Consider the following 24,971-nt stretch of genomic DNA (forward strand, 5'->3'; position numbering starts at 1 on the left):
TTCTTCGGGATACGGCGTCCATATGCTATCCGCCACCATCCGGAATACGCGCCGTGAGAATCAGACAGCCCCTGCTTGCTCTTCTGTTACTCGCCTCACTTCTGGGTGGCTGTACGACACTCAATATCCCTCGCGAACCGAGCCAGGCCCTGCCGGCCGCCGACTCTGCTTTTGGCCGTTCGATCCAGGCCCAGGCCGCTCCCCACCAGGGCCAGTCGGGCTTCCGCTTGCTATCCGATAGCACCGAGGCCTTCACCGCCCGCGCCGAGCTGATTCGAAATGCCCAAAGCAGCCTCGACTTGCAGTACTACATCGTCCATGACGGCATCAGCACACGGATACTGATAAGCGAGCTGCTCAAGGCCGCCGACCGCGGCGTACGGGTGCGGATTCTGCTCGACGACACCACCAGCGATGGCCTGGACCAGATCATCGCAACCCTCGCTGTCCATCCGAAGATTCAGATCCGCGTCTTCAACCCGCTGCACCTGGGCCGCAGCACCGTCGTGACGCGTACCATGGGCCGGCTGTTCAACCTGTCGCAGCAACATCGCCGCATGCACAACAAACTGTGGGTGGCGGACAATAGCGTGGCAATCGTTGGCGGGCGCAACCTGGGGGACGAGTACTTCGATGCCGAGCCCAACCGTAATTTCACCGACATCGACATGCTCAGTGTCGGCCCGGTTGCCGAGCAGCTGGGGCATAGCTTCGACGAGTATTGGAACAGTGCTCTGAGCAAGCCGATCGAGCAGTTTCTCTCGATCAGGCCGACACCCAAGGACCTGGAAAATACCCGGACGCGACTGGACGAATCCCTGGAGGAAACGCGCAAACAGAATCACGCGCTCTACCAACAGTTGATGACCTATACCACTCATCCTCGCCTGGAGACCTGGCGCCAGGAGCTGATCTGGGCCTGGAACCAGGCGCTGTGGGACGCACCAACCAAGGTGCTGGCCGACGGCGAGCCGGCTCCGTACTTGCAGCTGTCCACCCAGTTGGCACCCGAGCTCAATGGAGTCAGCAAGGAGTTGATCATGGTCTCGCCCTACATCGTACCCGCCCAACCGGGCCTGGTGTACCTGACCGGTCGCGCCGATGCCGGCGTGTCGATAAGTTTGCTGACCAATTCACTGGAAGCCACCGATGTGCCGGCCACGCACGGTGGTTACGCACCTTATCGCAAAGCCTTGCTGGAGCATGGCGTGCAGCTGTTCGAATTACGCCGCCAGCCCGGCGACAACGGAGGCAGCGGCAGTGGACCGAGCCTGTTTCACAGCGGGAGCAGTTCCTCCCGTAGCTCCGACTCCAGCCTGCACAGCAAGGCCATGATCTTCGACCGACAAAAAGCCTTCATCGGCTCATTCAATTTCGACCCGCGCTCGGTACTGTGGAACACCGAAGTCGGAGTACTGGTGGACAACCCACAGCTCGCCGGACGGGTGCGTGAATTGGCGCTGGAGGGTATGGCGCCCCCTCTCAGCTATCAGGTCCGACTGGAAAAGGGCCAGATGGTCTGGGCCACTGAAGATGACGACAAGCCGCACACACTGACCAAAGAACCGGGAAGTTGGTGGAAGCATTTCAATTCATGGCTCAGTAGCATGGTCGGCCTGGAGCGGATGCTGTAGCTTGAATTACCTGGAGCTATGCCGGCTGCACCGCCCCAAACGCCCCCTGCCGCGATACCAGAATCACCAACCCCAACGCGCCCGCCGCCATCAGCAACGGCAAGGCGTGCCCGCTGACCCACTGGCTCCCGGCACCGGCCGCCAACGGCCCGATCAGGCAACCGATCCCCCACAGCTGCGCGATATGGGCATTGGCCCGCACCAGCGCATCGTCGCGGTAACGCTCACCGATCAGGATCAGCGACAAGGTGAACAGACCGCCGGCGCTGGCGCCAAACAACACCCACAGCGGCCAGATCAGCAACGTATCGATCAGCAATGGAATCGCCAGGCTCGACAGCAGCAAGAGCATTGCGCAGCCGGTAAACAATGTACGCCGCGACAAGCGATCAGCCAGCGCACCAATCGGCAATTGCAGCAAGGCATCCCCCACCACCACCGTACTGACCATCGCCAGGGCGATTTCCGTGGTGAAGCCCTGACGCAGGCAGTAGACCGGCAACAAGGTCAGGATCATCGCTTCGAACGCAGCAAACAGCGACACCGCCCACGCAATTGCCGGCAGGCCGCGGCAGAAGTTCAGCAAATCGTTGAGGGTCACGCTGCAGGCCTCACTGGTGGGCGCTCCGCTACGGCCCAGCAGCAGGAACGGTGACGTCATCAGCAAACCGACGCCCACCCAGAAACCGTAATCGTGCTCGGTGCCCAACGCCCCCAACAGTAGCGGCCCGGCCAGCTGACTCAGCGCATAACTGCTGCCATACAGCGCTACCAATCGGCCGCGCCATTGCTCGACCACCAGTTGGTTGATCCAGCTTTCACCAAGGATGAAGACGAGTGTCAGGATCACCCCGATCATCAACCGCAGCACCAGCCAGATCGGGTAGCTCGGCCATAGCGCTAGCAAGCCGATGGACACCGCCCCGGCCCACAGGCACAGGCGCATCAGATTGGCCGTGCCAAGACGGGCCGCGAGATGGCTGGAGATCTTCGCCCCCAGCAGCACGCCAATGGCCGGCATCGCCGCCATCACGCCAATCGCGAAGGAGCCGTAACCCCAGCCTTCCAGGCGCAGCGACACTAACGGCATGCTGACACCCAGGGCCAGGCCGACACTCAAGACAGACGCCAAGACGGCGAAATAAGTCGCCCAACGCATGTTCCACGCTCCTGTGGATATTTTATGTACAGCACAAAACAGTGTGGGAGCGAGCTTTTGTGGCGAAGGAGCAAGCCCCTTCGCCACAAAAGCTCGCTCCCACAAGGGATCTGCGTCGTTCAGGAGCCCGATTTACCGCCGGGCGCCCTCACTTGTTTACAACTTGATCCAGGTCGCCTTCAGCTCGGTGTACTTGTCGAACGCGTGCAGCGACTTGTCGCGACCGTTGCCGGACTGTTTGAAGCCACCGAACGGCGCGGTCATGTCGCCGCCATCGTACTGGTTGACCCAAACGCTACCCGCACGCAATGCCTTGGCGGTGAGGTGAGCCTTCGAGATATCCGTGGTCCATACCGCAGCCGCGAGGCCGTACGGCGTGTCGTTGGCAATCGCAACGGCTTCTTCGGCGGTATCGAAAGTGATCACCGACAACACCGGGCCAAAGATTTCTTCCTGGGCAATTTTCATCGCGTTGCTGACACCGTCGAAAATCGTCGGCTCGACGTAGGTGCCCCCGGTTTCCTGAAGAATACGCTTGCCGCCAGCCACCAGTTTGGCGCCATCGGTGTGACCGGATTCGATGTAGGACAGCACGGTGTTCATCTGCTGGGTATCCACCAGCGCACCGACGTTGGTCGCCGGATCCAGCGGATTGCCCGGCTTCCAGGCCTTGAGGGCTTCGATCACCAATGGCAGGAATTTGTCTTTGATCGAACGTTCGACCAGCAGGCGCGAACCGGCGGTGCAGACTTCGCCCTGGTTGAAGGCAATAGCGCTGGCAGCCGATTCGGCGGCGGCTTGCAGGTCCGGCGCATCGGCGAACACGATGTTCGGGCTCTTGCCACCGGCTTCGAGCCAGACACGCTTCATGTTCGATTCGCCGGAGTAGATCAGCAGTTGCTTGGCGATCTTGGTCGAACCGGTGAACACCAAGGTGTCGACATCATTGTGCAAGGCCAGGGCCTTGCCGACGGTATGACCGTAACCCGGCAGCACGTTCAGCACACCTTTCGGGATGCCGGCTTCAACTGCCAGCGCTGCAATACGAATAGCCGTCAGCGGCGATTTTTCCGAAGGCTTGAGGATCACTGAGTTACCGGTGGACAGCGCCGGGCCGAGTTTCCAGCAGGCCATCATCAACGGGAAGTTCCACGGCACGATCGCACCGACCACACCGACCGGCTCGCGAGTCACCAGCCCCAGCTGATCGTGCGGGGTGGCGGCGACTTCGTCGTAGAGCTTGTCGATGGCCTCACCACTCCAGCTCAGGGCTTGCGCCGCGCCAGGAACGTCGATGTACAGGGAATCGCTGATCGGCTTGCCCATGTCCAGGGTTTCGAGCAGGGCCAGCTCTTCGGCGTGCTGTTTCAGCAAGCCGGCAAAACGAATCATGGTGGCTTTGCGCTTGGTCGGCGCCAGGCGCGACCAGGCGCCGGAATTGAACGTGGCGCGAGCGTTTTCCACGGCGCGCTGGGCGTCGGCGGCGTCACAGCTGGCAATCTTGCCCAGCAGACGGCCATCGACAGGGCTGATGCACTCGAACGTTTCACCGGAGACTGCATCGGTGTATTCGCCATTGATGTAGGCACGGCCTTCGATCTTCAGATCGCGAGCCCGTTGTTCCCAGTCGGCACGAGTCAGGGTGGTCATACGAGTGTCCTCCTCTTATTGAATACGAGCGCCCGCGCTCTTCGCGGGTGCTGTCAGGAATTCTGCCCGGCCAGCCTGCTTTTCGGCTCAAGGCAACCGTTACCCTAAACCAGCGACGGGTGAAGTTTCAATATATTTGACAAAGGACCGTTAAATGGCCTTGCGATGTTCATTTTAATAAACATAGACTTTCAACTTTCCAGTCAGTCGCGCCGCAATCACGTGGGAATACCAACATGAGCATTCAGGATATCGTCGATTTCAGTCAGGCCACCACCCAGCCCGATCGCTATCGGCCAGACCCGGCCAAAGTCCTCAAGGGCGACCCCGAACAAACGGTGTACAACCACTACAACAGCCCGTGCGGCCAGATGAGTGCAGGTGTCTGGGAAGGCGAAGTCGGTCAGTGGCGGGTGAACTACACCGAACACGAATACTGCGAAATCGTTCAGGGGGTGTCAGTGCTGCGCGATGACAACGGCGGCGCCAAGACCCTGCGCGTGGGCGATCGCTTCGTGATTCCGGCCGGTTTCAAAGGCACCTGGGAAGTGCTGGAGCCGTGCCGCAAGATTTATGTGGTGTTTGAACAGAAGGCTTGAGGGTTTGTGCCGCTTGAACCGACAGGCAACAAAAAAGGCCCGTATCTCGCGATACGGGCCTTTTTCGTAAGGAGGAAAAATCAATTACTTGATTTTGCCTTCTTTGTAGATCACGTGCTTACGAACAACCGGATCATATTTCTTGATCTCGATTTTGTCCGGAGTAGTGCGCTTGTTCTTGTCGGTAGTGTAGAAGTGACCAGTACCGGCGCTCGAAATCAAACGAATCAATTCACGCATGATTAGCTCCCTTAGATCTTGCCATCGCGACGGATTTCGGCCAGCACGACATCAATGCCACGCTTGTCGATGATACGCATGCCTTTGGCAGATACGCGCAGACGCACAAAACGTTTCTCGGACTCAACCCAGAAGCGGTGATGCTGCAGGTTCGGCAGGAAACGACGACGGGTTTTGTTGTTTGCGTGGGAAATGTTATTCCCAGTCACCGGACCCTTACCGGTAACTTGACAGACTCTCGACATGCCTCAGCCCTCTAAAACCACATGCCCAACCCGGCATGGGTTGGCCGCTTAATCTCTCAGTCATTTGGCGCCAGGCGCCGCGTTTCTTTAAGGGTCTTACCGGCTACACCTACAAACGAAGGAACCGGGCCCCTAGAAAAGAGCGCTGCTTTATACCAGAAAGACCAGAGAGCAACAACAACCGGTGTGAATTGAGTTGATAAAAACCCGTTTTTTCGGGCGCCGAGCGCCTTGGGCAAAGGCTAAGCCCGATAGCGACCGCTCGTCGCAGAGAATCGGCCAACGGGACAATTCAGGGTTTTTCTCAACCGTCACTCACCGAAAACAATCGCCCATACTCCCCTGAAAATGAAAAAGGGGATAGTCATTTGCAAAAGAGCCCACTAGGGTAAGCCTTTTCCAGACTGCACTTGCAGATGGGCCTTCGATCTGTAAAGGAATCCGACCATGCGCCTCGCTGCCCTACCACTGTTGCTCGCCCCGCTTCTGCTGAGCCCCCTGGCCCATGCCGCCGCCCTGAGCGTCTGCACCGAGGCCAGTCCGGAAGGGTTCGACGTGGTGCAATACAACTCGTTGACCACCACCAACGCCTCGGCCGACGTGCTGATGAACCGCCTGGTGGACTTCGACACGGCCAGCGGCAAAGTGGTCGCCAGCCTCGCGGACAGCTGGGACGTCACACCCGACGGCCTGACCTACGTCTTCAAGTTGCATCCGCAGGTGAAATTTCACCGCACCGAGTATTTCAGCCCGACGCGCGACCTGACCGCCGAAGACGTGAAATTCAGTTTCGACCGCATGCTCGATCCGGCAAACCCGTGGCACAAAATCGCCCAGAGCGGCTTCCCGCACGCTCAGTCGATGCAGTTACCGACACTGATCAAGAAGATCGACGCCCTGGACCCACTCACCATCCGTTTCACCCTCGATCACCCGGACTCGACGTTCCTGCCGACCCTGACCATGGGCTTCGCCTCGATCTATTCGGCCGAGTACGCCGAGCAACTGATGAAGGCCGGTACTCCGGAGAAGCTCAACAGCCAGCCGATCGGCAGCGGCCCGTTCATCTTCACGCGTTTCCAGAAAGATGCCTCGATTCGCTATAAGGCCAACCGCGACTACTTCCAGGGCAAGCCATCGGTGGACCCGCTGATCTTCGCGATCACCCCGGACGCCAACGTGCGCTTGCAGAAATTGCGCCGCAACGAGTGTCAGATCGCCCTGTCGCCGAAACCGCTGGACGTGCAGGCTGCGAAGCAGGAGCCGACCCTGAAGGTGGAAAAGACTGACGCCTTCATGACCGCATTCGTCGGCATCAATAGCCAACATCCGCCGCTGGACAAGCCGGAAGTGCGCCAGGCAATCAACCTGGCGTTCGACAAGGCCAACTACCTCAAGGCCGTATTCGAAGACACCGCCGAACCTGCCAATGGGCCCTATCCGCCCAACACCTGGAGCTATGCCAAAAACTTGCCGGGCTACCCGCATGATGTCGAGAAAGCCCGGGCATTGATGGCCAAGGCCGGACTCAAGAACGGTTTCCAGACCACCATCTGGACCCGTCCTTCCGGCAGCCTGCTGAACCCCAACCCGAGCCTCGGTGCGCAATTGCTTCAGTCCGACCTGGCGGAAATCGGCATTCAAGCAGAGATCCGCGTGATCGAATGGGGCGAACTGATTCGCCGCGCCAAGGCCGGCGAGCATGACCTGCTGTTCATGGGCTGGGCCGGCGACAACGGTGACCCGGACAACTTCCTCACGCCGCAGTTTTCCTGTGCGGCGATCAAAGCCGGCACCAACTTCGCCCGTTACTGCAACCAGGATCTGGACAAGCTGATCAGCGCCGGCAAGACCACTGGCGAGCAAGGTGTACGCACCAAGCTCTACGAACAGGCCCAGGCGCAAATACAGCAACAGGCATTGTGGCTGCCACTGGCCCACCCCACGGCCTTCGCCCTGACGCGCAAAGACGTCGAGGGTTATCGGGTCAGCCCGTTTGGCCGGCAGGATTACTCCAAGGTCAACTTCAAGTAATCAGCGTCACCACAAAAGCCGTGGGAGCAGGCTCGCTCACAGTGACTCATCTAGCCTTTCCTCTTCACATCCACCCGTACTCGGCCATGGACAACGGATCGCCATCACCGACGATGAAATGGTCGAGCACCCGCACATCGATCAGGTCCAGCGCTTCTTGCAGGCGCTTGGTCAGCATCCGGTCGGCTTGACTGGGATTGGAGTTACCCGACGGATGGTTGTGGCAGAGGATCAACGCTGCGGCGTTGTGGGCCAAAGCGCGTTTAACCACTTGTCTTGGATAGACACTGGTACTGTCGATGGAGCCGCGAAACAGCACTTCAAAGGTCAGCACTTGATGTTTTGAATCCAGAAACAGACAGCCGAATACCTCGTGAGGCTCATGGCGCAGCATCGACTTCAGGTAATCACGAACCGCCTGCGGATTTTCCAGTGCCGATTTCTGGCGCGCACGTTCGGCTAAATGCCGCCTGCCCATTTCCTGTGCCGCTTGCAACTGAGCGAATTTCGCCGGCCCGAGCCCCAATTGCCTGCTGAACGCAGTTTGATCGGCTTCGAGCAGTGAACGCAGGCTGCCAAACTGACTCAGCAGATGTCGTGCCAGATCTACTGCACTTTTACCCGATACACCGGTACGTAAAAAAATCGCTAGCAACTCGGCGTCCGAAAGACTCGCCGAACCCAACTCAAGTAACCTCTCCCGCGGTCGCTCCGCCGCTGGCCAATCGCGAATGCTCATAACACCTCCATGTAAGTGGGCGCCGCTGTTCCGTAGCGGTCGCTGTGATATCGTAGCCCATCTTTTTTGCGGGCGATTTCACCCCTGGGGAGGGGGTATCGCCATGCAGTCATCAACGAAATGAAAGGCAGACCTATGCAGCGGCTGTATCGGAAACGCATCGTTCTGGGCGTCGGCGGCGGCATTGCTGCCTACAAGAGCGCCGAGCTGGTTCGCCGCCTGATCGACCAGGGCGCCGAAGTGCGCGTGGTCATGACCCGTGGCGGCAGCGAATTCATTACCCCGCTGACCATGCAGGCCCTGTCCGGGCACCCGGTCCACCTGGACCTGCTGGACCCGGCGGCCGAAGCCGCCATGGGCCACATCGAACTGGCCAAATGGGCCGACCTGGTATTGATCGCCCCTGCCACTGCGGACCTGATCGCTCGCCTGGCCCAAGGCATTGCCGACGACCTGCTGACCACGCTGGTGCTGGCCACCGACGCGGTAGTCGCCGTGGCGCCGGCGATGAATCAGGCCATGTGGCGCGACCCGGCGACCCAGGCCAACCTGCAAACCCTCGAAAGCCGCGACTTCAAAGTCTTCGGCCCGGCCTCCGGCAGCCAGGCCTGCGGCGACGTCGGCATGGGCCGCATGCTCGAAGCCACCGACCTCGCCCAGTGCGCGGCAGACTGCTTCCAGCGCCAGGCGCTGACCGGCAAACACGTGCTGATCACCGCCGGCCCGACCCAGGAAAACATCGACCCGGTGCGCTACATCACCAACCACAGCTCCGGCAAAATGGGCTTTGCCCTGGCCGAAGCCGCGGTAGAAGCCGGCGCCCGCGTGACCCTGATCACAGGTCCCGTGCACCTGCCGACCCCGGATCGCGTCACCCGCATCGACGTGGTCAGCGCCCGGGACATGCTCGCCGCTTGTGAAGCCGCGATTCCTTGCGACCTGTTTATCGCCTCGGCGGCGGTCGCGGACTACCGCCCGGAAGTCGTGGCCCCACAGAAACTCAAGAAAGACCCTACAAGCGGCGACGGCTTGTTGCTACAGATGGTGCGCAACCCAGACATTCTGGCCACCATCGCCACCCGTCCCGACCGTCCGTTCAGTGTCGGCTTTGCCGCCGAAACCGAACACCTGCTCGACTACGCTGCCCGCAAGTTGAAAGACAAGAACCTCGATCTGATTGTCGCCAACGACGTCGCCAACCCGAGTATTGGCTTCAACAGCGAAGAAAACGCCTGCAGCGTGATCGACCGGGAGCTGCACGCCACTATTTTTGCCCAGACCAGCAAAGGCAAGATTGCCCGCCAGCTGATCACTTTTATCGCCGAACGTCTGAACCAGGTTTAATTTACATGCACGCTTTGCAAGCCAAGATCCTCGACCCACGCATCGGCAGCGAATTTCCGCTGCCGCAGTACGCCACGCCAGGCTCCGCCGGCCTCGACCTGCGCGCCATGCTGGAAAAAGACACTGTCATCAAGCCGGGCGAGACCCTGCTGATCCCTACCGGCCTGTCGGTATATATCGGCGATCCGGGCCTGGCGGCCTTGATTCTGCCGCGCTCCGGCCTGGGCCATAAGCACGGCATCGTGCTGGGCAACCTGGTCGGCCTGATCGACTCCGATTACCAGGGCCCGCTGATGGTCTCGTGCTGGAACCGTGGCCAGACCGATTTCAACATGGTCGTTGGCGAACGCCTCGCACAACTTGTTCTGGTACCAGTGGTTCAAGCGCACTTCGAAATGGTCGAAGAGTTTGTCGAAACCCAGCGCGGCACCGGCGGGTTCGGCCACTCCGGCAGCCACTGATCATCGGCATTCAGGCTGGGAGCACTGCCCGGCCTGACCTGCCCTCTGCATTTTAAGGATGAAAATTGCACAGACGTCATCTGGAAGGTTTACCACTGGAAATCAAGGCATTGGCCGGCCAATTGCTCGCCGATGTTGATGGCATGGCCTTTTCACACCACGAACTCTCGGTGGAAAACACCGTCATACCCTTCAGTTTGAGCCTGCCGACGAGTTCTTCGCCGGCAGGTCCAGCCACTTTCGAGATGGAGCATTCCTACAGATGAGCACCCCAGCCCAAGTCGCACCCAAGTTCCCCGACAGCATCTTCCGCGCCTACGACATTCGCGGCACCGTCCCGGAATTCTTGAACGCTGAAACCGCTTATTGGCTCGGTCGCGCCATCGGCTCCCAGAGCCTGGCCCAGGGCGAACCCAATGTGTCCGTCGGCCGCGACGGTCGCCTGTCCGGCCCGGAACTGGTGGAACAACTGATTCAGGGCCTGGCCGACAGCGGTTGCCACGTCAGCGACGTCGGCCTGGTGCCAACGCCTGCGCTGTACTACGCCGCCAACGTACTGGCCGGCAAATCCGGGGTGATGCTCACCGGCAGCCACAACCCGTCGAACTACAACGGCTTCAAGATCGTCATAGCTGGCGATACCCTGGCCAACGAACAGATCCAGGCCCTGCACGACCGCCTCAAGACCAACAACCTGAGCAGCGGCAAGGGCAGCATCACCAAGGTCGAGATCCTCGACCGCTACAACACCGAAATCGTCCAGGACATCAAACTCGCCCGCCGCCTGAAAGTGGTGGTCGATTGCGGCAACGGCGCGGCCGGCGTGATTGCCCCGCAACTGATCGAAGCCCTGAACTGCGAAGTCATCCCGCTGTTCTGCGATGTCGATGGCAACTTCCCGAACCATCACCCGGACCCGGGCAAGCTGGAAAACCTGGTAGACCTGATCGCCAAGGTCAAGGAAACCAACGCCGACCTGGGCCTGGCCTTCGACGGTGATGGCGACCGCGTGGGCGTGGTCACCAACACCGGCAGCGTCGTGTTCCCGGACCGCCTGCTGATGCTGTTCGCCAAGGATGTGGTAGCACGCAACCCCGACGCGGAAATCATCTTCGACGTCAAATGCACCCGCCGCCTGATCCCGCTGATCAAAGAATATGGCGGTCGCCCACTGATGTGGAAAACAGGTCACTCGCTGATCAAAAAGAAAATGAAACAATCCGGCGCCCTGTTGGCCGGCGAAATGAGCGGGCACATCTTCTTCAAGGAGCGCTGGTTCGGTTTCGACGACGGCATTTACAGCGCCGCGCGGCTGCTGGAGATCCTCAGCAAAGAGAAATCCACCGCGGAAGAGTTGTTCGCGACCTTCCCGAACGATATTTCTACGCCGGAAATCAATATCCATGTGACCGAAGAGAGCAAATTCAGCATCATTGATGCACTGCACGACGCACAGTGGGGTGAAGGCGCCGACCTGACCACCATTGACGGCGTGCGAGTCGACTATGCCAAAGGCTGGGGCCTGGTTCGCGCCTCCAACACCACACCGGTGCTGGTGCTGCGCTTCGAGGCCGATGACGAGGCTGAATTGCAGCGCATCAAGGATGTATTCCACGTCCAGCTGAAGCGCGTTGCACCTGATCTCCAACTACCGTTTTGATCTATTGAAGCACCCGGAGCCCTGAATGACCCTCGAACGCGAAGCCGCCGCCAACACCGCCAAGGTCCTGTCCGAAGCGCTGCCTTACATTCGCCGCTATGTCGGCAAGACGCTGGTGATCAAATACGGCGGCAACGCGATGGAAAGCGAGGAGCTGAAAACCGGCTTCGCCCGCGACATCGTGCTGATGAAAGCCGTGGGCATCAACCCGGTGGTGGTTCACGGCGGCGGCCCGCAAATCGGCGACCTGCTCAAGCGACTGTCGATCGAGAGCCACTTTGTCGATGGCATGCGCGTCACCGACGCCGCGACCATGGACGTGGTGGAAATGGTCCTCGGCGGCCAGGTCAACAAGGACATCGTCAACCTGATCAACCGTCACGGCGGCAGCGCCATCGGCCTGACCGGTAAAGACGCCGAGCTGATTCGCGCGAAGAAGCTCACCGTCACCCGCCAGACCCCTGAGATGACCCAGCCGGAAATCATCGACATCGGCCACGTCGGCGAAGTGGTCGGGATCAACACCGACCTGCTGAACCTGCTGGTCAAAGGCGATTTCATTCCGGTGATCGCGCCGATCGGCGTCGGTGCCAACGGCGAGTCGTACAACATCAACGCCGATCTGGTGGCCGGTAAAGTGGCCGAGGCTCTGAAAGCTGAGAAGCTGATGCTGCTGACCAACATTGCCGGCCTGATGGACAAGAGCGGCAAGGTCCTGACCGGCCTGAGCACCCAGCAAGTCGACGACCTGATCGCCGACGGCACCATCTACGGCGGCATGCTGCCGAAGATCCGTTGCGCGCTGGAAGCGGTACAGGGTGGCGTGGGCAGCTCGCTGATCATTGATGGTCGGGTGCCAAATGCAATTCTGCTGGAAATCTTCACCGACACCGGTGTGGGTACGCTGATCAGCAATCGCAAGCGTCCCTGATTCAAAACCTTAAAAAGATCGCAGCCTTCGGCAGCACCTACGGATTTCGGATGTACGAAAAACCTGTAGGAGCTGACGAAGTCTGCGATCTTTTTTATGCGCGCCGGAAATGCCTGACCTGATTGGGCGAAACGTCCGACTTCACGAAGGAAGCAATCTGCATAGGATCTTCTCTGAATCCACAGGAGGTCTACCCATGCAAAAAGACTACGTCCCTTACGGCAGCGATGTTTCACCTGGCACCTATGCCTGTGTCGATTGCGGTCACGAATACTCGAATCAGGGCAAAACATCGATGCCGCCCTGCCCGCAACTCCGCAAGACCGCACACACCCGTCATGGCTGGAGAATTCTGACTGGCCAGGGCGATGCTGTGGCTGATCCGTACCCGGAGAAAACCAATGAACCCAGCGGGATCAAAAAAGCCGAGACATTCAGCAGCACCAGCAAAAAATAATGCTGGGGGACTGGGCCATACATAAACAAAAGACCCCGCTCAACATGCTGAGCGGGGTCTTTTGCTGTCTGCAATCCCTGTGGGAGCGTGATTACACGCCGAACTGGGCGCGGTAGGCTTCAACCGCAGGCAAATGTTGCTTGAGCTGCGGATCGTCAGCCAGGAACTCCAGCACCTGGTTCAGCGAAACGATGCTGATCACCGGAATGCCGAAGTCACGTTCCACTTCCTGGATGGCCGACAACTCACCATTGCCACGCTCCTGACGGTTCAGGGCGATCAGCACACCGGCAGCTTTGGCGCCGTCCTGGGAAGCGATGATCTGCATCACTTCGCGGATGGCGGTGCCCGCGGTGATCACGTCGTCGATGATCAGCACGTCGCCAGTCAATGGCGCGCCAACCAGGCTGCCACCTTCGCCGTGGGCCTTGGCTTCCTTGCGATTGAAGCACCATGGCAGGTCACGGTCGTGATGTTCGGCCAGTGCCACGGCGGTGGCTGCCGCCAACGGGATGCCTTTGTAGGCCGGGCCGAACAGTACGTCGAAGGAAATACCGCTCTCGACGATGGCTGCCGCATAGAAACGGCCCAGCTGTGCCAGGGCCTTCCCTGAGTTGAACAGGCCGGCATTGAAGAAGTATGGACTGGTGCGCCCGGACTTCAGGGTGAACTCACCGAAGCGCAAAACGCCGCGATCGATGGCAAAACGAATGAAATCGCGTTGATACGCTTGCATGAAAAAAACCCCAAATACCACGGATTTAGCTAATTAGGTAGACGCCGTGTATCATACCCGCACGCGATTTTTGGGGCCACTTATGCGGATCATCAGTGTGAACGTCAATGGTATTCAGGCTGCAGTCGAGCGTGGTTTGCTCAGTTGGCTGCAAGCACAGAATGCCGACGTCATCTGCCTGCAGGACACCCGCGCCTCCGCCTTTGAACTGGACGATCCAGCCTTCCAACTGGATGGCTACTTCCTTTATGCCTGCGAAGCCGAAGTTCCCGCCCAAGGTGGCGTGGCTTTGTACTCGCGGTTGCAACCGAAGGCTGTCATCAGCGGTCTCGGCTTCGAGACGGCCGACCGCTACGGGCGCTACCTGCAAGCCGATTTCGACAAGGTCAGCATCGCGACCTTGCTGCTCCCTTCGGGGCAGAATGGCGATGAAGACTTGAACCAGAAGTTCAAGCTAATGGACGACTTCGCCCGTTATCTGGATAAACAGCGACGCAAACGTCGCGAGTACATTTATTGTGGCTCGCTGTACGTGGCGCAACAGAAGCTGGATATCAAGAACTGGCGCGACAGCCAGCAATCCCCGGGCTTCCTGGCGCCTGAGCGTGCCTGGATGGACGAGATTGTCGGCAACATGGGTTATGTCGACGCCCTGCGGGAAGTCAGCCGCGAAGGCGACCAGTACAGCTGGTGGCCGGACAACGAACAGGCCGAGATGCTCAACCTGGGCTGGCGTTTCGACTACCAGTTGCTGACCCCTGGCCTGCGCCGCTTCGTACGCAGCGCACGCCTGCCACGTCAGCCACGGTTCTCGCAGCACGCACCGTTGATCGTGGACTACGACTGGACGCTGACGATCTAAGCGTCTTTTCGCAGATGCAAAAAAGCCGACATTGCTGTCGGCTTTTTTGTGCGTGCTGACTTTTGCTTTTTGTGGGGATTTTTGCTGCCTGTTATTTGATCAACCGCCAGGTGAAGGGATAGCGGTAAGGCACCCCGTCATTGGCCTTGAGCCCGGCAATGATGCACAGCACCATCGCCCCGATCAGGACCAGCGGCAGCAGCGCAAAACCGATCAACACCAGCATCAGCACGTAACAGATGCCCGAGACCAGGGCCACGGTAATCTGAAAGTTCAGCGCTTCTTTGCCTTGGGCATCGATGAACGGGTCGGCTTCACGCTTCCACTGCCAGAGTATCAGCGGCCCGATCAGGTGACCGAACGGAAACCAGACACCGAGAAACGCCGAGAGGTGACAAAACATCGCCCACTGGCGAGCCTCGGAGCTCGGGGTGGGAAGCAACTGCTGTTCATCACTCATGGCGCTCTCCTTTGCCGGACATCAAAACAATCAGTCAGCCAGTGCAGCCTTCTGCAGTTCGAAAATCTCGATCATGCCTTTCTTCGCCAGTGCCAGCATCGCGTTCAGCTCTTCCGGCTGGAACGGTGCGCCTTCGGCAGTGCCCTGGACTTCGATGAAACCACCAGTGCTGGTCATCACCACGTTGAGGTCAGTCTCGGCAGCCGAGTCTTCCAGGTAGTCGAGGTCAAGCACAGGTTCGCCCTGATACATGCCCACCGAAACGGCAGCGATCATTTGCTTGAGCGGGTCGCCACCTTTGAGGCCGCCGCGCTTCTTGATCACTTTCAAGGCATCGACCAGTGCAACCATGGCGCCGGTGATGGACGCGGTGCGGGTGCCGCCATCAGCCTGGATCACGTCGCAGTCGACGTACAAGGTGACGTCGCCCAGCTTGGACATGTCCAGCGCAGCGCGCAGGGAACGACCGATCAGACGCTGGATTTCCAGAGTGCGGCCGCCTTGCTTGCCGCGGCTCGCCTCACGCTGGTTACGCTCGCCAGTGGCGCGCGGCAGCATGCCGTATTCAGCGGTCAACCAGCCCTGGCCCTGCCCCTTGAGGAAACGCGGCACGCCGTTCTCGACGCTGACGGTGCAGATGACCTTGGTATCACCGAACTCGACCAGTACAGATCCCTCGGCGTGTTTGGTGTAGTTGCGGGTAATGCGGATCGAGCGGAGCTGATCGGCAGCGCGACCACTTGGACGTTTCATAGGGATTACCTGTACGGGGGACGGAAAACTGCCGAGCATTATAGAGCCGTGGGCCGCGAGTGGGCACTTCTAAAAAAATCACCCGACGATTGAAGGCTCTGAATAGAGCGTAGCCGACGGCCTGCAGCCCATTGTCACAGCGTGTGATTGGGCGCATCCGCCCCACTGCGCTACAATCCTGCGCCTTTGCTGCCTGTCGGCTTTAATTCACAGATAGCGGGTCCGCGAACCATGGGTTACGCGCCGACCTGCATTGCGAGGTACCTCCATGGTGCACAGCATGACCGCCTTCGCCCGCGTCGAGAAAGCCGGCGTCCAGGGCACCCTGAGCTGGGAGCTGCGCTCGGTCAACAGCCGCTACCTGGAACCCCATCTGCGCCTGCCGGAATCTTTCCGCGACCTCGAGGGCGCCGTCCGCGAAGCCCTGCGCCAGGGAATTTCCCGAGGCAAGCTCGAATGCACCCTGCGTTTCACCGAAGAAAGCACTGGCAAACCGCTGCAAGTGGACCGCGAGCGCGCCGCGCAATTGGTCGCTGCCGCCGAGACCGTCGCCAGCCTGATCAAGAACCCTGCCGCGCTGAACCCGCTGGAAGTCCTGGCCTGGCCCGGCGTGCTGGTGGCCGACGCCGCCGACCCGCAAGCGCTGAATGCCGAAGCCATGGCGCTGTTCAACCAAGGCCTGAAAGAACTCAAGGCCGGCCGCGAGCGCGAAGGCGCGGAGCTGGCGCGGTTGATCAACGAACGCCTGACGTCCATTGAAGAAGATGTGGTGATCCTGCGTGAGCTGGTCCCGCAGATGCTCGCCACGCAGCGTCAGAAAGTCCTCGACCGCTTCACTGACATGAAGGCCGACCTCGACCCGCAGCGCCTGGAGCAGGAAATGGTCATGCTCGCGCAAAAGAGCGACGTCGCCGAAGAACTGGATCGCCTGAGCACTCACATCATCGAAGTTCGCCGGGTGCTCAAATCCGGCGGCGCTGCCGGTCGACGCCTGGATTTCCTGATGCAGGAGCTCAACCGCGAAGCCAACACACTGGGCTCCAAAGCCTTCGACCCGCGCAGCACCCAAGCGGCGGTCAACCTCAAGGTGTTGATCGAGCAGATGCGCGAACAAGTACAGAATATTGAGTAAGGCAAACCTGACATGACCCACAGTACCGGCACCCTGTACATCATTTCCGCACCTTCGGGTGCGGGCAAGAGCAGCCTGGTCAAAGCCCTGACCGACGCTGATCAGGAGATCCGCGTCTCGGTCTCCCACACCACCCGCGCCATGCGCCCTGGTGAAGTGAACGGCGTGAACTATCACTTCGTCGAACGCAGCGAGTTCGTGAAGATGATCGAGCACGGAGATTTCCTCGAGCGCGCCGAAGTGTTCGGCAATCTCTATGGCACTTCGCAAAGCCACCTGCAGCAGACCCTGGATGAAGGTCACGACCTGATTCTGGAAATTGACTGGCAGGGTGCAGAGCAAGTGCGCAAGTTGATGCCCCAGGCCCGTTCGATCTTCATTCTGCCGCCGTCCCTGGAGGCCCTGCACCAACGCCTGACCAATCGCGGCCAGGACAGTGACGAGATCATCGAAGGCCGGATGCGCGAAGCCGTCAGCGAGATGAGCCATTACGTCGACTACGATTACCTGATCATCAACGACAATTTCGCCCACGCACTGGACGATCTGAAGGCGATTTTCCGCGCCAATCAGCTGCATCAGAAGCGTCAGCAGCAGCGTCATGGCAAATTATTAGCTGAATTGCTCGGCTAATCAGCTCTTCCCAAAACCGCTGCAAGGGCTTTACATTGGTGCTTATAGCGCGTTGAAGAGCCTGGTCAAAAAATCAGCGCTTCCCTAATCGCTGGTGATTTTTTAAACTGTTGAGTCCGCTCGCCCAACCGGGCAGCGCGCATATTGCATTCGCTCCGAGGAATACCATGGCCCGCGTAACCGTTGAAGACTGCCTAGAACACGTGGAAAACCGCTTTGAGCTGGTCATGCTCTCTACCAAGCGTGCCCGTCAACTGGCCACTGGTGGCAAAGAGCCCCTGGTTCAGTGGGAAAACGACAAGCCTACAGTTGTAGCGCTGCGTGAAATCGCTGAAGGCCTGATGAGCTACGAGTTCATCGCCAACGCTGAAATCGTCGAAGACGAACCGCTGTTCGCAGCGTTCGAGGACGAGTCCAACGAGGCAGTATAAGCCATGCCTGGTCGACGTAGCACGGCGCGGGGTCATAGCAAACGGCAGGAATTATCATGCCGAGCATAGACGCCCTCGCCGATCGCTTATCGACCTACCTCGGCAAGGACCAGGTCAACCTGGTCCGCCGAGCGTACTTCTACGCCGAACAAGCCCACGACGGTCAACGCCGCCGCAGCGGTGAGGCGTACGTCACGCATCCTCTTGCGGTGGCGAATATTCTTGCCGACATGCACATGGACCATCAAAGCTTGATGGCTGCAATGCTGCATGACGTGATCGAAGACACCGGTATTGCCAAGGAAGCGCTGCAAGCGCAGTTCGGCGAAACCGTGGCCGAACTAGTCGACGGGGTCAGCAAACTGACCCAGATGAACTTCGAGACCAAAGCCGAAGCCCAGGCCGAAAACTTCCAGAAAATGGCCATGGCCATGGCGCGCGACATTCGCGTGATCCTGGTCAAGCTGGCCGACCGCCTGCACAACATGCGTACCCTGGAAGTGCTGTCCGGCGAAAAACGCCGGCGGATCGCCAAGGAAACCCTGGAAATCTATGCGCCCATCGCCAACCGGCTGGGCATGCACGCCATCCGCATAGAATTCGAAGACCTCGGCTTCAAGGCCATGCACCCGATGCGTTCCGCGCGGATCAACCAGGCGGTCAAACGCGCCCGGGGCAACCGCAAGGAAATCGTCAACAAGATCGAAGAGTCCCTCAGCCACTGCCTGGCCATTGATGGCATCCAGGGCGAGGTCAGCGGTCGTCAGAAACACCTCTACGGCATCTACAAGAAAATGCGCGGCAAGCGTCGGGCCTTCAACGAGATCATGGACGTCTACGCGTTCCGGATCATCGTCGACAAGGTCGATACCTGCTACCGCGTGCTGGGTGCTGTGCATAATTTGTACAAACCGTTGCCGGGGCGCTTCAAGGATTACATCGCGATCCCCAAGGCCAACGGCTACCAGTCGCTGCACACCACGCTGTTCGGCATGCACGGTGTACCGATCGAGATCCAGATCCGCACCCGTGAAATGGAAGAGATGGCCAACAATGGCATCGCCGCCCATTGGCTGTACAAATCCAGCGGCGACGAACAGCCCAAAGGCACTCATGCCCGCGCCCGCCAGTGGGTCAAAGGCGTGCTGGAGATGCAGCAACGGGCCGGCAACTCGCTGGAATTCATCGAGAGCGTGAAGATCGACCTGTTCCCGGACGAGGTCTACGTGTTCACGCCCAAGGGCCGGATCATGGAGCTTCCAAAAGGCTCCACGGCGGTCGACTTCGCTTACGCGGTACACACCGACGTGGGCAACAGCTGCATTGCCTGCCGGATCAACCGTCGTCTCGCGCCGCTGTCCGAACCGCTGCAAAGCGGCTCCACGGTCGAGATCGTCAGCGCCCCCGGCGCACGGCCGAACCCGGCATGGCTCAACTTCGTGGTCACCGGCAAGGCGCGGACCCACATCCGCCATGCGCTTAAGCTGCAACGCCGCTCCGAATCCATCAGCCTCGGCGAACGCCTGCTGAACAAGGTGCTCAACGGTTTCGACAGCTCGCTGGAAAAAGTCCCGGCCGAGCGTGTGCAGTTGATGCTCCACGAATATCGCCTGGAACTGATCGAAGACCTGCTCGAAGACATCGGCCTGGGCAATCGCATGGCTTACGTGGTCGCCCGCCGCCTGCTCGGCGAAGGCGAACAGCTGCCAAGCCCGGAAGGTCCGCTGGCCATTCGCGGCACCGAAGGCCTGGTGCTCAGTTACGCCAAGTGCTGCACGCCGATCCCTGGCGACCCGATCGTTGGCCATCTGTCCGCCGGCAAAGGGATGGTGGTGCACCTGGACAACTGCCGCAACATCAGCGAAATCCGCCACAACCCGGAAAAATGCATCCAGCTCTCGTGGGCCAAGGATGTCACCGGCGAATTCAACGTCGAGCTGCGCGTCGAACTGGAACACCAGCGCGGCCTGATCGCCCTGCTGGCCAGCAGCGTCAACGCGGCCGACGGCAATATCGAAAAAATCAGCATGGACGAACGCGACGGTCGTATCAGCGTGGTCCAACTGGTGGTCAGCGTGCACGACCGCGTGCACCTGGCCCGCGTGATCAAGAAACTGCGCGCCCTGACCGGGGTCATCCGCATCACCCGCATGCGCGCGTAGCCCACCCTTCACAAGGAGTCATACATGACCAAGACCGTTATCAACAGCGACAAGGCCCCGGCCGCCATCGGTACTTACTCCCAGGCGATCAAGGCTGGCAACACCGTGTACATGTCGGGTCAGATTCCTCTGGACCCAAAAACCATGGAACTGGTCGAAGGCTTCGAAGCCCAGACCGTCCAGGTATTCGAGAACCTCAAAGCCGTGGCTGAAGCCGCCGGTGGTTCGTTTAAAGACATCGTCAAACTGAACATTTTCCTCACCGACCTGAGCCACTTCGCCAAGGTCAACGAGATCATGGGCAAGTACTTCGACCAGCCTTACCCAGCCCGCGCCGCCATCGGCGTTGCAGCCCTGCCAAAGGGTTCGCAGGTTGAAATGGATGCCATTCTGGTCATCGAGTAATGTGTCTGGCGCAGCCTTGCGAGGCTGCGCCGACTGATCTTGTACAAAGGGTTCTGAAAGGATTCCACCATGCGCCACGCGCTAGCTCTCTCGCTGGTCGCCCTACTCTTGGGCGGATGTGCCAGCAACCCTGCCGACCGTGATATCAGCGGCACCTGGATCAACCAGGTGGCGATCGATGCCGCATCCAAAGGCGGCCCCCTGCGTGAAGCGCTCCAGGCCTATGGCCCGAATCTGGAATGGAACGTCAACACCAGAGCCGGTCAGGCCCGCTACACCAATGGTTTTGAAAACGTCGAAGGCAAGCTGCTGGGCGAAAAGTCCGGCGCCTGGAATGTCGACTTTTATGGCAGCTCCGCCAGCGAGCTGAAGCGTGATGGCAAGCGACTGAACCAGGCTGCCAACGACAACGAGCCCGAGCAAGTCTTCGACCGTGCATCGGTCCAGGTTCCGGAAGGAGCGCCTATTGGCGCTAGTTTCGAGCGCGCGCTGTATTCGGCTTACATGGGCGGCAGCTGGAAAATCCTCAGCGGCCCGGGCGAAGGCAGCACCGTCCAGTTCCAGGCAGACGGTCAGGTCGCCGGTCTGCCCGGTGCAGATCGCTATGCCCTGTGCCTGGCGGGCGATTGCGCGTCGATGAGCGGCGGCAACGACAACATCTGGCTGCAGTTGAATGGCCAGGGCAATACTTGGATCTTTGCGCGCAAGGGCAAAGAACTGGAGATTTTCCAGACGGTGAACACTGCACTGGCGGACGAGATGCCTTCGTTCACACCGGGTGATCGCAAGTGGTTGCTCGAAAAGCAGTAAGCCGACCCTGAGGCCAACGCAGAACCCATGTGGGAGCGGGCTTGCTCGCGAAAGCGGTGTAACAATCAACGATGATGTTGAATGTTATGTCCCCTTCGCGAGCAAGCCTGCTCCCACATTTGGTTTGAGGTGACCGGAAGTCAGCAGCGGCCTTCGAGGATCGCGGCATAACCTTCGCGAAAACTCGGATAGCGCGGTGTCCAGCCCAACGCCTTCGCCCGGGAGTTACTGCAGCGCTTGCTGCCGGCACGACGCACACTGGCATCATCGGCCCACTCGGTCACGCCCAGATACTCACGCAACCAGCCCACCACCTCTGCCATTGGCGCAGGCGCATCATCGACACCTATATAGGCATCATCCAGCGCCACTCCACGCCGATCCGCCTCAAGCAGGAACGCCAGCAACCCCGCCGCGTCGTCGACGTGAATGCGATTGGCGTACAACGGGGGATCGATCGCCACGCGATAACCGCGACGAACCTGAGTCAGTAGCCACTCTCGACCCGGACCATAAATACCGGTCAGACGCACGATGCTGGCCGGGATGCCGCTATCACGCGCCACTTGCTCGGCTTCCAGCATCAAACGCCCCGAATAACCGCCCGCCACCGTCGGCGAGGTTTCATCGACCCACTCACCGTCCTGCTGACCGTAAACACTGCTGCTGGAGACAAACAGAATGCGCTTTGGCTGCTGGCCATGTTGTTTCAACCATCCCAGCACATGCTGCAAGCCTTCGACATAGGCGGCGCGATAGCCCGCCTCGTCGTGGTCGGTGGCAGCGGCGCTGTACACCAGATAGTCCAGTGGCGTGGTCGGCCAGTCAGCCGGGCATTGCGCGCTGAACAGGTCACCCGCAACGCCAACCACTCCGGCTGGCAAGCGCGACACATTGCGGCGCAGACCATAAACCTGCCAGTGCCCTGCCAGCAATTGCGTAGCCAGACGGCTGCCGACATCACCGCAGCCGGCGATCAAAACAGAAGGCGCGGACATCAGAAGACTCCCTCAAGAAAGGTACAGACTAGCGCCCGAAATGGATAAGCAGCTAGCAATGGAAGAAAAAAAGAGACGCTATTACTTTTGTTAACAAGAATTAATTGCAATAATGCCAGCCACTTTTGTTCTCGGCCTTACGAGGCCTGGAAGAACACTTACCGTCTTTTCCTCTCAGGTCCGGCCAGCATGACACGCAATCAACTCTCCGCTTCGCCAACCAAACGACCTCGCGCCTGGAGCGCGGTAGCCGCCCTGCTGCTCAGCCTGATGCTGGCGCCGACCGCCGCATTCGCCGATGCGCAAGCGCCGGCCACACAGCCTGCGGCCACTCAAACACCAGCCGTTCAAACCGCACCTGTCGCGACCGATCCGGTCCAGGCCGTAGACGCCGCGGACATGCCGCAAGCTCTCGAAGCCGACAACTCCCTGGGCATGGCCCACGACCTGTCGCCATGGGGCATGTACAAGAACGCCGATATTATCGTGAAAATCGTGATGATCGGCCTGGCCATCGCCTCGATCATCACCTGGACCATCTGGATCGCCAAGGGCTTCGAGCTGATGGGCGCCAAGCGTCGTCTGCGCGCTGAAATCGCTCATCTGAAAAAAGCCGCCACCCTTAAGGAAGCCAGCACCACGGCGGCCAAGGAAGGCACCCTGGCCAACCTGCTGGTCCATGACGCGCTGGAAGAAATGCGCCTGTCGGCCAACAGCCGCGAGAAGGAAGGCATCAAGGAACGCGTGAGCTTTCGCCTCGAGCGCCTGGTTGCCGCCTGCGGTCGCAACATGAGCAGCGGCACCGGCGTGCTGGCCACCATCGGTTCCACCGCGCCGTTCGTCGGCCTGTTCGGTACCGTATGGGGCATCATGAACAGCTTCATCGGCATCGCCAAAACCCAGACCACCAACCTCGCCGTCGTGGCCCCCGGCATCGCCGAAGCCCTGCTGGCGACCGCGCTGGGTCTGGTTGCAGCGATTCCTGCGGTGGTCATCTACAACGTCTTCGCCCGCTCCATTGCCGGTTACAAGGCACAAGTGTCCGACGCCTCGGCGGAAGTCCTGCTGCTGGTCAGCCGCGACCTCGACCACCAGCCGCCCGAGCGCAGCTCGCAACCGCACATGGTGAAAGTGGGGTAATCGGCCATGGGCCTGCATTTGAAAGAAGGCGCAGACGACGATCTGGCCGAGAACCACGAAATCAACGTCACGCCGTTCATCGACGTAATGCTGGTGCTGTTGATCATCTTCATGGTGGCGGCGCCGCTGGCCACCGTGGACATCAAGGTCGACCTGCCCGCCTCCACCGCCAAACCGGCGCCGCGGCCAGAGAAACCGGTGTTCCTCAGCGTCAAAGCTGACCAGCGCCTGTTCCTCGGCGAAGACGAAGTGAAGACCGAAGCCCTCGGCGCCACACTCGACGCCAAGACCCAGGGCAAGAAAGACACGACGATCTTCTTCCAGGCCGACAAAGGCGTGGACTACGGCGACCTGATGAGCGTGATGGACGCCCTGCGCGCCGCCGGCTACCTGAAGGTCGGTCTGGTCGGACTCGAGACGGCAGCCAAAAAATGATCAACACGCGCCAAAAGCTGACGCGTTACAGCGGTAGCCTGGCCGTGGTGCTGGGCGTCCATGCGCTGGCCATTGCACTGGCGCTGAACTGGACGTCACGCCCGCCGATCGAGCTGCCGCCGCAAGCGATGATGGTCGAGCTAGCGCCGATGCCGGCCCCGCCACCGCCCGCACCGCCGAAGGTGATCACGCCGCCACAGCCACCGGCACCGGTGGAAGAACTGCCGATTCCAAAACTCGCTGAAGCGCCGAAAGCCGAGATTGCCGTGCCCAAGCCGGTCAAACCCAAGCCGAAGCCGCAACCGCCCAAGCCTGTAGAGAAAAAGCCGGAGCCACTGAAGGAAAAGCCTTCCGAGGAGAAGCCTAGCGACACGCAGCCAACCCAGGCGCCGACGGAGAAATCCGCTCAGCCGGCACCCGGCCCATCGCCCGCGCAACAAGCCGCCAAGGCCAGTTGGCAAGGCACCCTGCTCGCGCACCTGGCCAAGTACAAAAAGTACCCGGCCAGCGCACAGCAACGCGGCAAGGAAGGTTTGAACCGTCTGCGCTTTGTGGTGGATGCCGAAGGTAACGTGCTGTCGTTCGAACTGGTGGGCCGCTCCGGCAACGCCGATCTGGACCGGGCTACCCTGGAAATGATCCGCCGCGCCCAACCGCTGCCCAAGCCACCGGCCGACATGCTGAACAACGGCACCATCGAAATCGTTGCACCGTTTGTTTACTCGCTGGAACGCCGACGCTAAAAACACCGCCGCCCCCACAGGTTCTTCGGCGGTTACAAAACCTATAAAAGGCACCGAAAGGTGCCTTTTTGCATATCTGGAAACGGCAAACCTGCATTGCCCAGTGTCACTTAGCACA

Annotated in this window: 27 protein-coding genes and 1 pseudogene; 19 read left to right on the forward strand and 9 right to left on the reverse strand. The window is 60.0% G+C overall.

Going from position 1 to position 24,971, the window contains the following annotated elements:
* Positions 1 to 53: 53 nt before the first annotated feature.
* Positions 54 to 1,634: a phospholipase D family protein gene (locus F475_RS02120; RefSeq protein ID WP_111453044.1), complete on the forward strand. Its 1,581-nt coding sequence runs from the start codon at positions 54 to 56 to the stop codon at positions 1,632 to 1,634.
* 16 nt (positions 1,635 to 1,650) lie between these two features.
* On the opposite strand, the gene F475_RS02125 is transcribed toward F475_RS02120, so the two are convergent.
* Both F475_RS02125 and F475_RS02130 read right to left on the reverse strand, forming a co-directional pair.
* Entirely contained in the window at positions 1,651 to 2,793 is a 1,143-nt protein-coding gene (locus tag F475_RS02125) for an MFS transporter (RefSeq protein ID WP_111453045.1), read from the reverse strand.
* A gap of 156 nt (positions 2,794 to 2,949) precedes the next feature.
* Positions 2,950 to 4,443: an aldehyde dehydrogenase gene (locus F475_RS02130; RefSeq protein WP_086944351.1), complete on the reverse strand. Its 1,494-nt coding sequence runs from the start codon at positions 4,441 to 4,443 to the stop codon at positions 2,950 to 2,952.
* Positions 4,444 to 4,679: 236 nt separating this feature from the next.
* Here F475_RS02130 and F475_RS02135 point away from each other — a divergent pair, with 236 nt between their 5' ends.
* Entirely contained in the window at positions 4,680 to 5,042 is a 363-nt protein-coding gene (locus F475_RS02135) for a cupin domain-containing protein (RefSeq protein WP_018927493.1), read from the forward strand.
* Positions 5,043 to 5,126: 84 nt separating this feature from the next.
* Here the strand turns inward: F475_RS02135 and rpmG are convergent, their stop codons facing one another.
* The gene (gene rpmG, locus F475_RS02140) at positions 5,127 to 5,282 is read right to left on the reverse strand and encodes a 50S ribosomal protein L33 (protein ID WP_003177274.1); all 156 of its coding nucleotides are present in this window, start codon (positions 5,280 to 5,282) and stop codon (positions 5,127 to 5,129) included.
* 11 nt (positions 5,283 to 5,293) lie between these two features.
* Positions 5,294 to 5,527, reverse strand: coding sequence for a 50S ribosomal protein L28 (gene rpmB, locus F475_RS02145; protein WP_018927492.1), 234 nt, complete (start codon positions 5,525 to 5,527; stop codon positions 5,294 to 5,296).
* Between the two features lie 447 nt (positions 5,528 to 5,974).
* Here rpmB and F475_RS02150 point away from each other — a divergent pair, with 447 nt between their 5' ends.
* Positions 5,975 to 7,561, forward strand: a complete 1,587-nt coding sequence (locus F475_RS02150; protein ID WP_018927491.1) for an ABC transporter substrate-binding protein — start codon at positions 5,975 to 5,977, stop codon at positions 7,559 to 7,561.
* Positions 7,562 to 7,625: 64 nt separating this feature from the next.
* Here the strand turns inward: F475_RS02150 and radC are convergent, their stop codons facing one another.
* Positions 7,626 to 8,300: a DNA repair protein RadC gene (gene radC, locus F475_RS02155; RefSeq protein WP_086944350.1), complete on the reverse strand. Its 675-nt coding sequence runs from the start codon at positions 8,298 to 8,300 to the stop codon at positions 7,626 to 7,628.
* A 135-nt stretch (positions 8,301 to 8,435) separates the two neighbouring features.
* Between radC and coaBC the strand changes: the two genes are divergently transcribed.
* The 6 genes and pseudogenes from coaBC to F475_RS02185 all read left to right on the forward strand — a co-directional run bounded on the left by coaBC (position 8,436) and on the right by F475_RS02185 (position 13,153).
* Positions 8,436 to 9,644, forward strand: a complete 1,209-nt coding sequence (coaBC, locus tag F475_RS02160; RefSeq protein WP_019650096.1) for a bifunctional phosphopantothenoylcysteine decarboxylase/phosphopantothenate--cysteine ligase CoaBC — start codon at positions 8,436 to 8,438, stop codon at positions 9,642 to 9,644.
* Between the two features lie 5 nt (positions 9,645 to 9,649).
* On the forward strand, positions 9,650 to 10,105 hold the full coding sequence (gene dut / locus F475_RS02165) for a dUTP diphosphatase (RefSeq protein WP_018927488.1): 456 nt from the start codon (positions 9,650 to 9,652) through the stop codon (positions 10,103 to 10,105).
* Between the two features lie 65 nt (positions 10,106 to 10,170).
* Complete coding sequence (locus F475_RS02170) at positions 10,171 to 10,371, forward strand: hypothetical protein (RefSeq protein WP_111453046.1); 201 nt, start codon at positions 10,171 to 10,173, stop codon at positions 10,369 to 10,371.
* 17 nt (positions 10,372 to 10,388) lie between these two features.
* Positions 10,389 to 11,765 (forward strand): annotated as a pseudogene (locus tag F475_RS02175) (phosphomannomutase/phosphoglucomutase); the annotation flags it as partial.
* Between the two features lie 25 nt (positions 11,766 to 11,790).
* On the forward strand, positions 11,791 to 12,696 hold the full coding sequence (gene argB, locus F475_RS02180; RefSeq protein WP_018927486.1) for an acetylglutamate kinase: 906 nt from the start codon (positions 11,791 to 11,793) through the stop codon (positions 12,694 to 12,696).
* 196 nt (positions 12,697 to 12,892) lie between these two features.
* Positions 12,893 to 13,153, forward strand: a complete 261-nt coding sequence (locus F475_RS02185; RefSeq protein ID WP_018927485.1) for a hypothetical protein — start codon at positions 12,893 to 12,895, stop codon at positions 13,151 to 13,153.
* A 91-nt stretch (positions 13,154 to 13,244) separates the two neighbouring features.
* Here the strand turns inward: F475_RS02185 and pyrE are convergent, their stop codons facing one another.
* Positions 13,245 to 13,889 carry an orotate phosphoribosyltransferase gene (pyrE, locus tag F475_RS02190; RefSeq protein ID WP_018927484.1) on the reverse strand — a complete coding sequence of 215 codons (645 nt, stop codon included), beginning with the start codon at positions 13,887 to 13,889 and terminating at the stop codon, positions 13,245 to 13,247.
* An 82-nt stretch (positions 13,890 to 13,971) separates the two neighbouring features.
* Here pyrE and F475_RS02195 point away from each other — a divergent pair, with 82 nt between their 5' ends.
* Positions 13,972 to 14,751, forward strand: coding sequence for an exodeoxyribonuclease III (locus tag F475_RS02195; protein ID WP_007934608.1), 780 nt, complete (start codon positions 13,972 to 13,974; stop codon positions 14,749 to 14,751).
* Between the two features lie 91 nt (positions 14,752 to 14,842).
* Here the strand turns inward: F475_RS02195 and F475_RS02200 are convergent, their stop codons facing one another.
* On the reverse strand, positions 14,843 to 15,211 hold the full coding sequence (locus F475_RS02200) for a DUF4870 domain-containing protein (protein ID WP_018927483.1): 369 nt from the start codon (positions 15,209 to 15,211) through the stop codon (positions 14,843 to 14,845).
* A 30-nt stretch (positions 15,212 to 15,241) separates the two neighbouring features.
* The gene (rph, locus tag F475_RS02205) at positions 15,242 to 15,964 is read right to left on the reverse strand and encodes a ribonuclease PH (protein WP_007934600.1); all 723 of its coding nucleotides are present in this window, start codon (positions 15,962 to 15,964) and stop codon (positions 15,242 to 15,244) included.
* Between the two features lie 268 nt (positions 15,965 to 16,232).
* On the opposite strand from rph, the gene F475_RS02210 reads away from it, so the two are divergent.
* The 6 genes from F475_RS02210 to F475_RS02235 all read left to right on the forward strand — a co-directional run bounded on the left by F475_RS02210 (position 16,233) and on the right by F475_RS02235 (position 21,537).
* Positions 16,233 to 17,096: a YicC/YloC family endoribonuclease gene (locus tag F475_RS02210; RefSeq protein WP_018927482.1), complete on the forward strand. Its 864-nt coding sequence runs from the start codon at positions 16,233 to 16,235 to the stop codon at positions 17,094 to 17,096.
* Positions 17,097 to 17,108: 12 nt separating this feature from the next.
* A complete protein-coding gene (gene gmk, locus F475_RS02215) occupies positions 17,109 to 17,729 on the forward strand; it encodes a guanylate kinase (protein WP_018927481.1) in 621 nt (206 codons plus the stop codon).
* Between the two features lie 167 nt (positions 17,730 to 17,896).
* Entirely contained in the window at positions 17,897 to 18,160 is a 264-nt protein-coding gene (gene rpoZ / locus F475_RS02220) for a DNA-directed RNA polymerase subunit omega (protein ID WP_003177259.1), read from the forward strand.
* 56 nt (positions 18,161 to 18,216) lie between these two features.
* Complete coding sequence (gene spoT, locus F475_RS02225; protein ID WP_007934594.1) at positions 18,217 to 20,322, forward strand: bifunctional GTP diphosphokinase/guanosine-3',5'-bis pyrophosphate 3'-pyrophosphohydrolase; 2,106 nt, start codon at positions 18,217 to 18,219, stop codon at positions 20,320 to 20,322.
* 24 nt (positions 20,323 to 20,346) lie between these two features.
* Positions 20,347 to 20,727, forward strand: coding sequence for a RidA family protein (locus F475_RS02230; protein WP_003177257.1), 381 nt, complete (start codon positions 20,347 to 20,349; stop codon positions 20,725 to 20,727).
* Positions 20,728 to 20,796: 69 nt separating this feature from the next.
* Positions 20,797 to 21,537, forward strand: a complete 741-nt coding sequence (locus tag F475_RS02235; RefSeq protein WP_018927479.1) for a hypothetical protein — start codon at positions 20,797 to 20,799, stop codon at positions 21,535 to 21,537.
* A 140-nt stretch (positions 21,538 to 21,677) separates the two neighbouring features.
* Here the strand turns inward: F475_RS02235 and F475_RS02245 are convergent, their stop codons facing one another.
* Complete coding sequence (locus tag F475_RS02245; RefSeq protein WP_064621106.1) at positions 21,678 to 22,535, reverse strand: SDR family oxidoreductase; 858 nt, start codon at positions 22,533 to 22,535, stop codon at positions 21,678 to 21,680.
* A 189-nt stretch (positions 22,536 to 22,724) separates the two neighbouring features.
* Here F475_RS02245 and exbB point away from each other — a divergent pair, with 189 nt between their 5' ends.
* Genes exbB through F475_RS02260 form a run of 3 tightly spaced genes read left to right on the forward strand, consistent with a single transcriptional unit; the run spans position 22,725 to position 24,853 of the window.
* Entirely contained in the window at positions 22,725 to 23,675 is a 951-nt protein-coding gene (exbB, locus tag F475_RS02250; RefSeq protein WP_064621107.1) for a tonB-system energizer ExbB, read from the forward strand.
* A 6-nt stretch (positions 23,676 to 23,681) separates the two neighbouring features.
* Entirely contained in the window at positions 23,682 to 24,110 is a 429-nt protein-coding gene (gene exbD / locus F475_RS02255; RefSeq protein WP_007934588.1) for a TonB system transport protein ExbD, read from the forward strand.
* A complete protein-coding gene (locus F475_RS02260) occupies positions 24,107 to 24,853 on the forward strand; it encodes an energy transducer TonB (protein WP_111453047.1) in 747 nt (248 codons plus the stop codon). Before exbD ends, F475_RS02260 begins: the two co-directional genes overlap by 4 nt.
* The last annotated feature ends 118 nt before the right edge of the window (positions 24,854 to 24,971 follow it).

It is taken from the genome of Pseudomonas sp. URMO17WK12:I6, assembly GCF_003253625.1.
In the GTDB taxonomy this organism is placed as follows: Bacteria; Pseudomonadota; Gammaproteobacteria; order Pseudomonadales; family Pseudomonadaceae; genus Aquipseudomonas.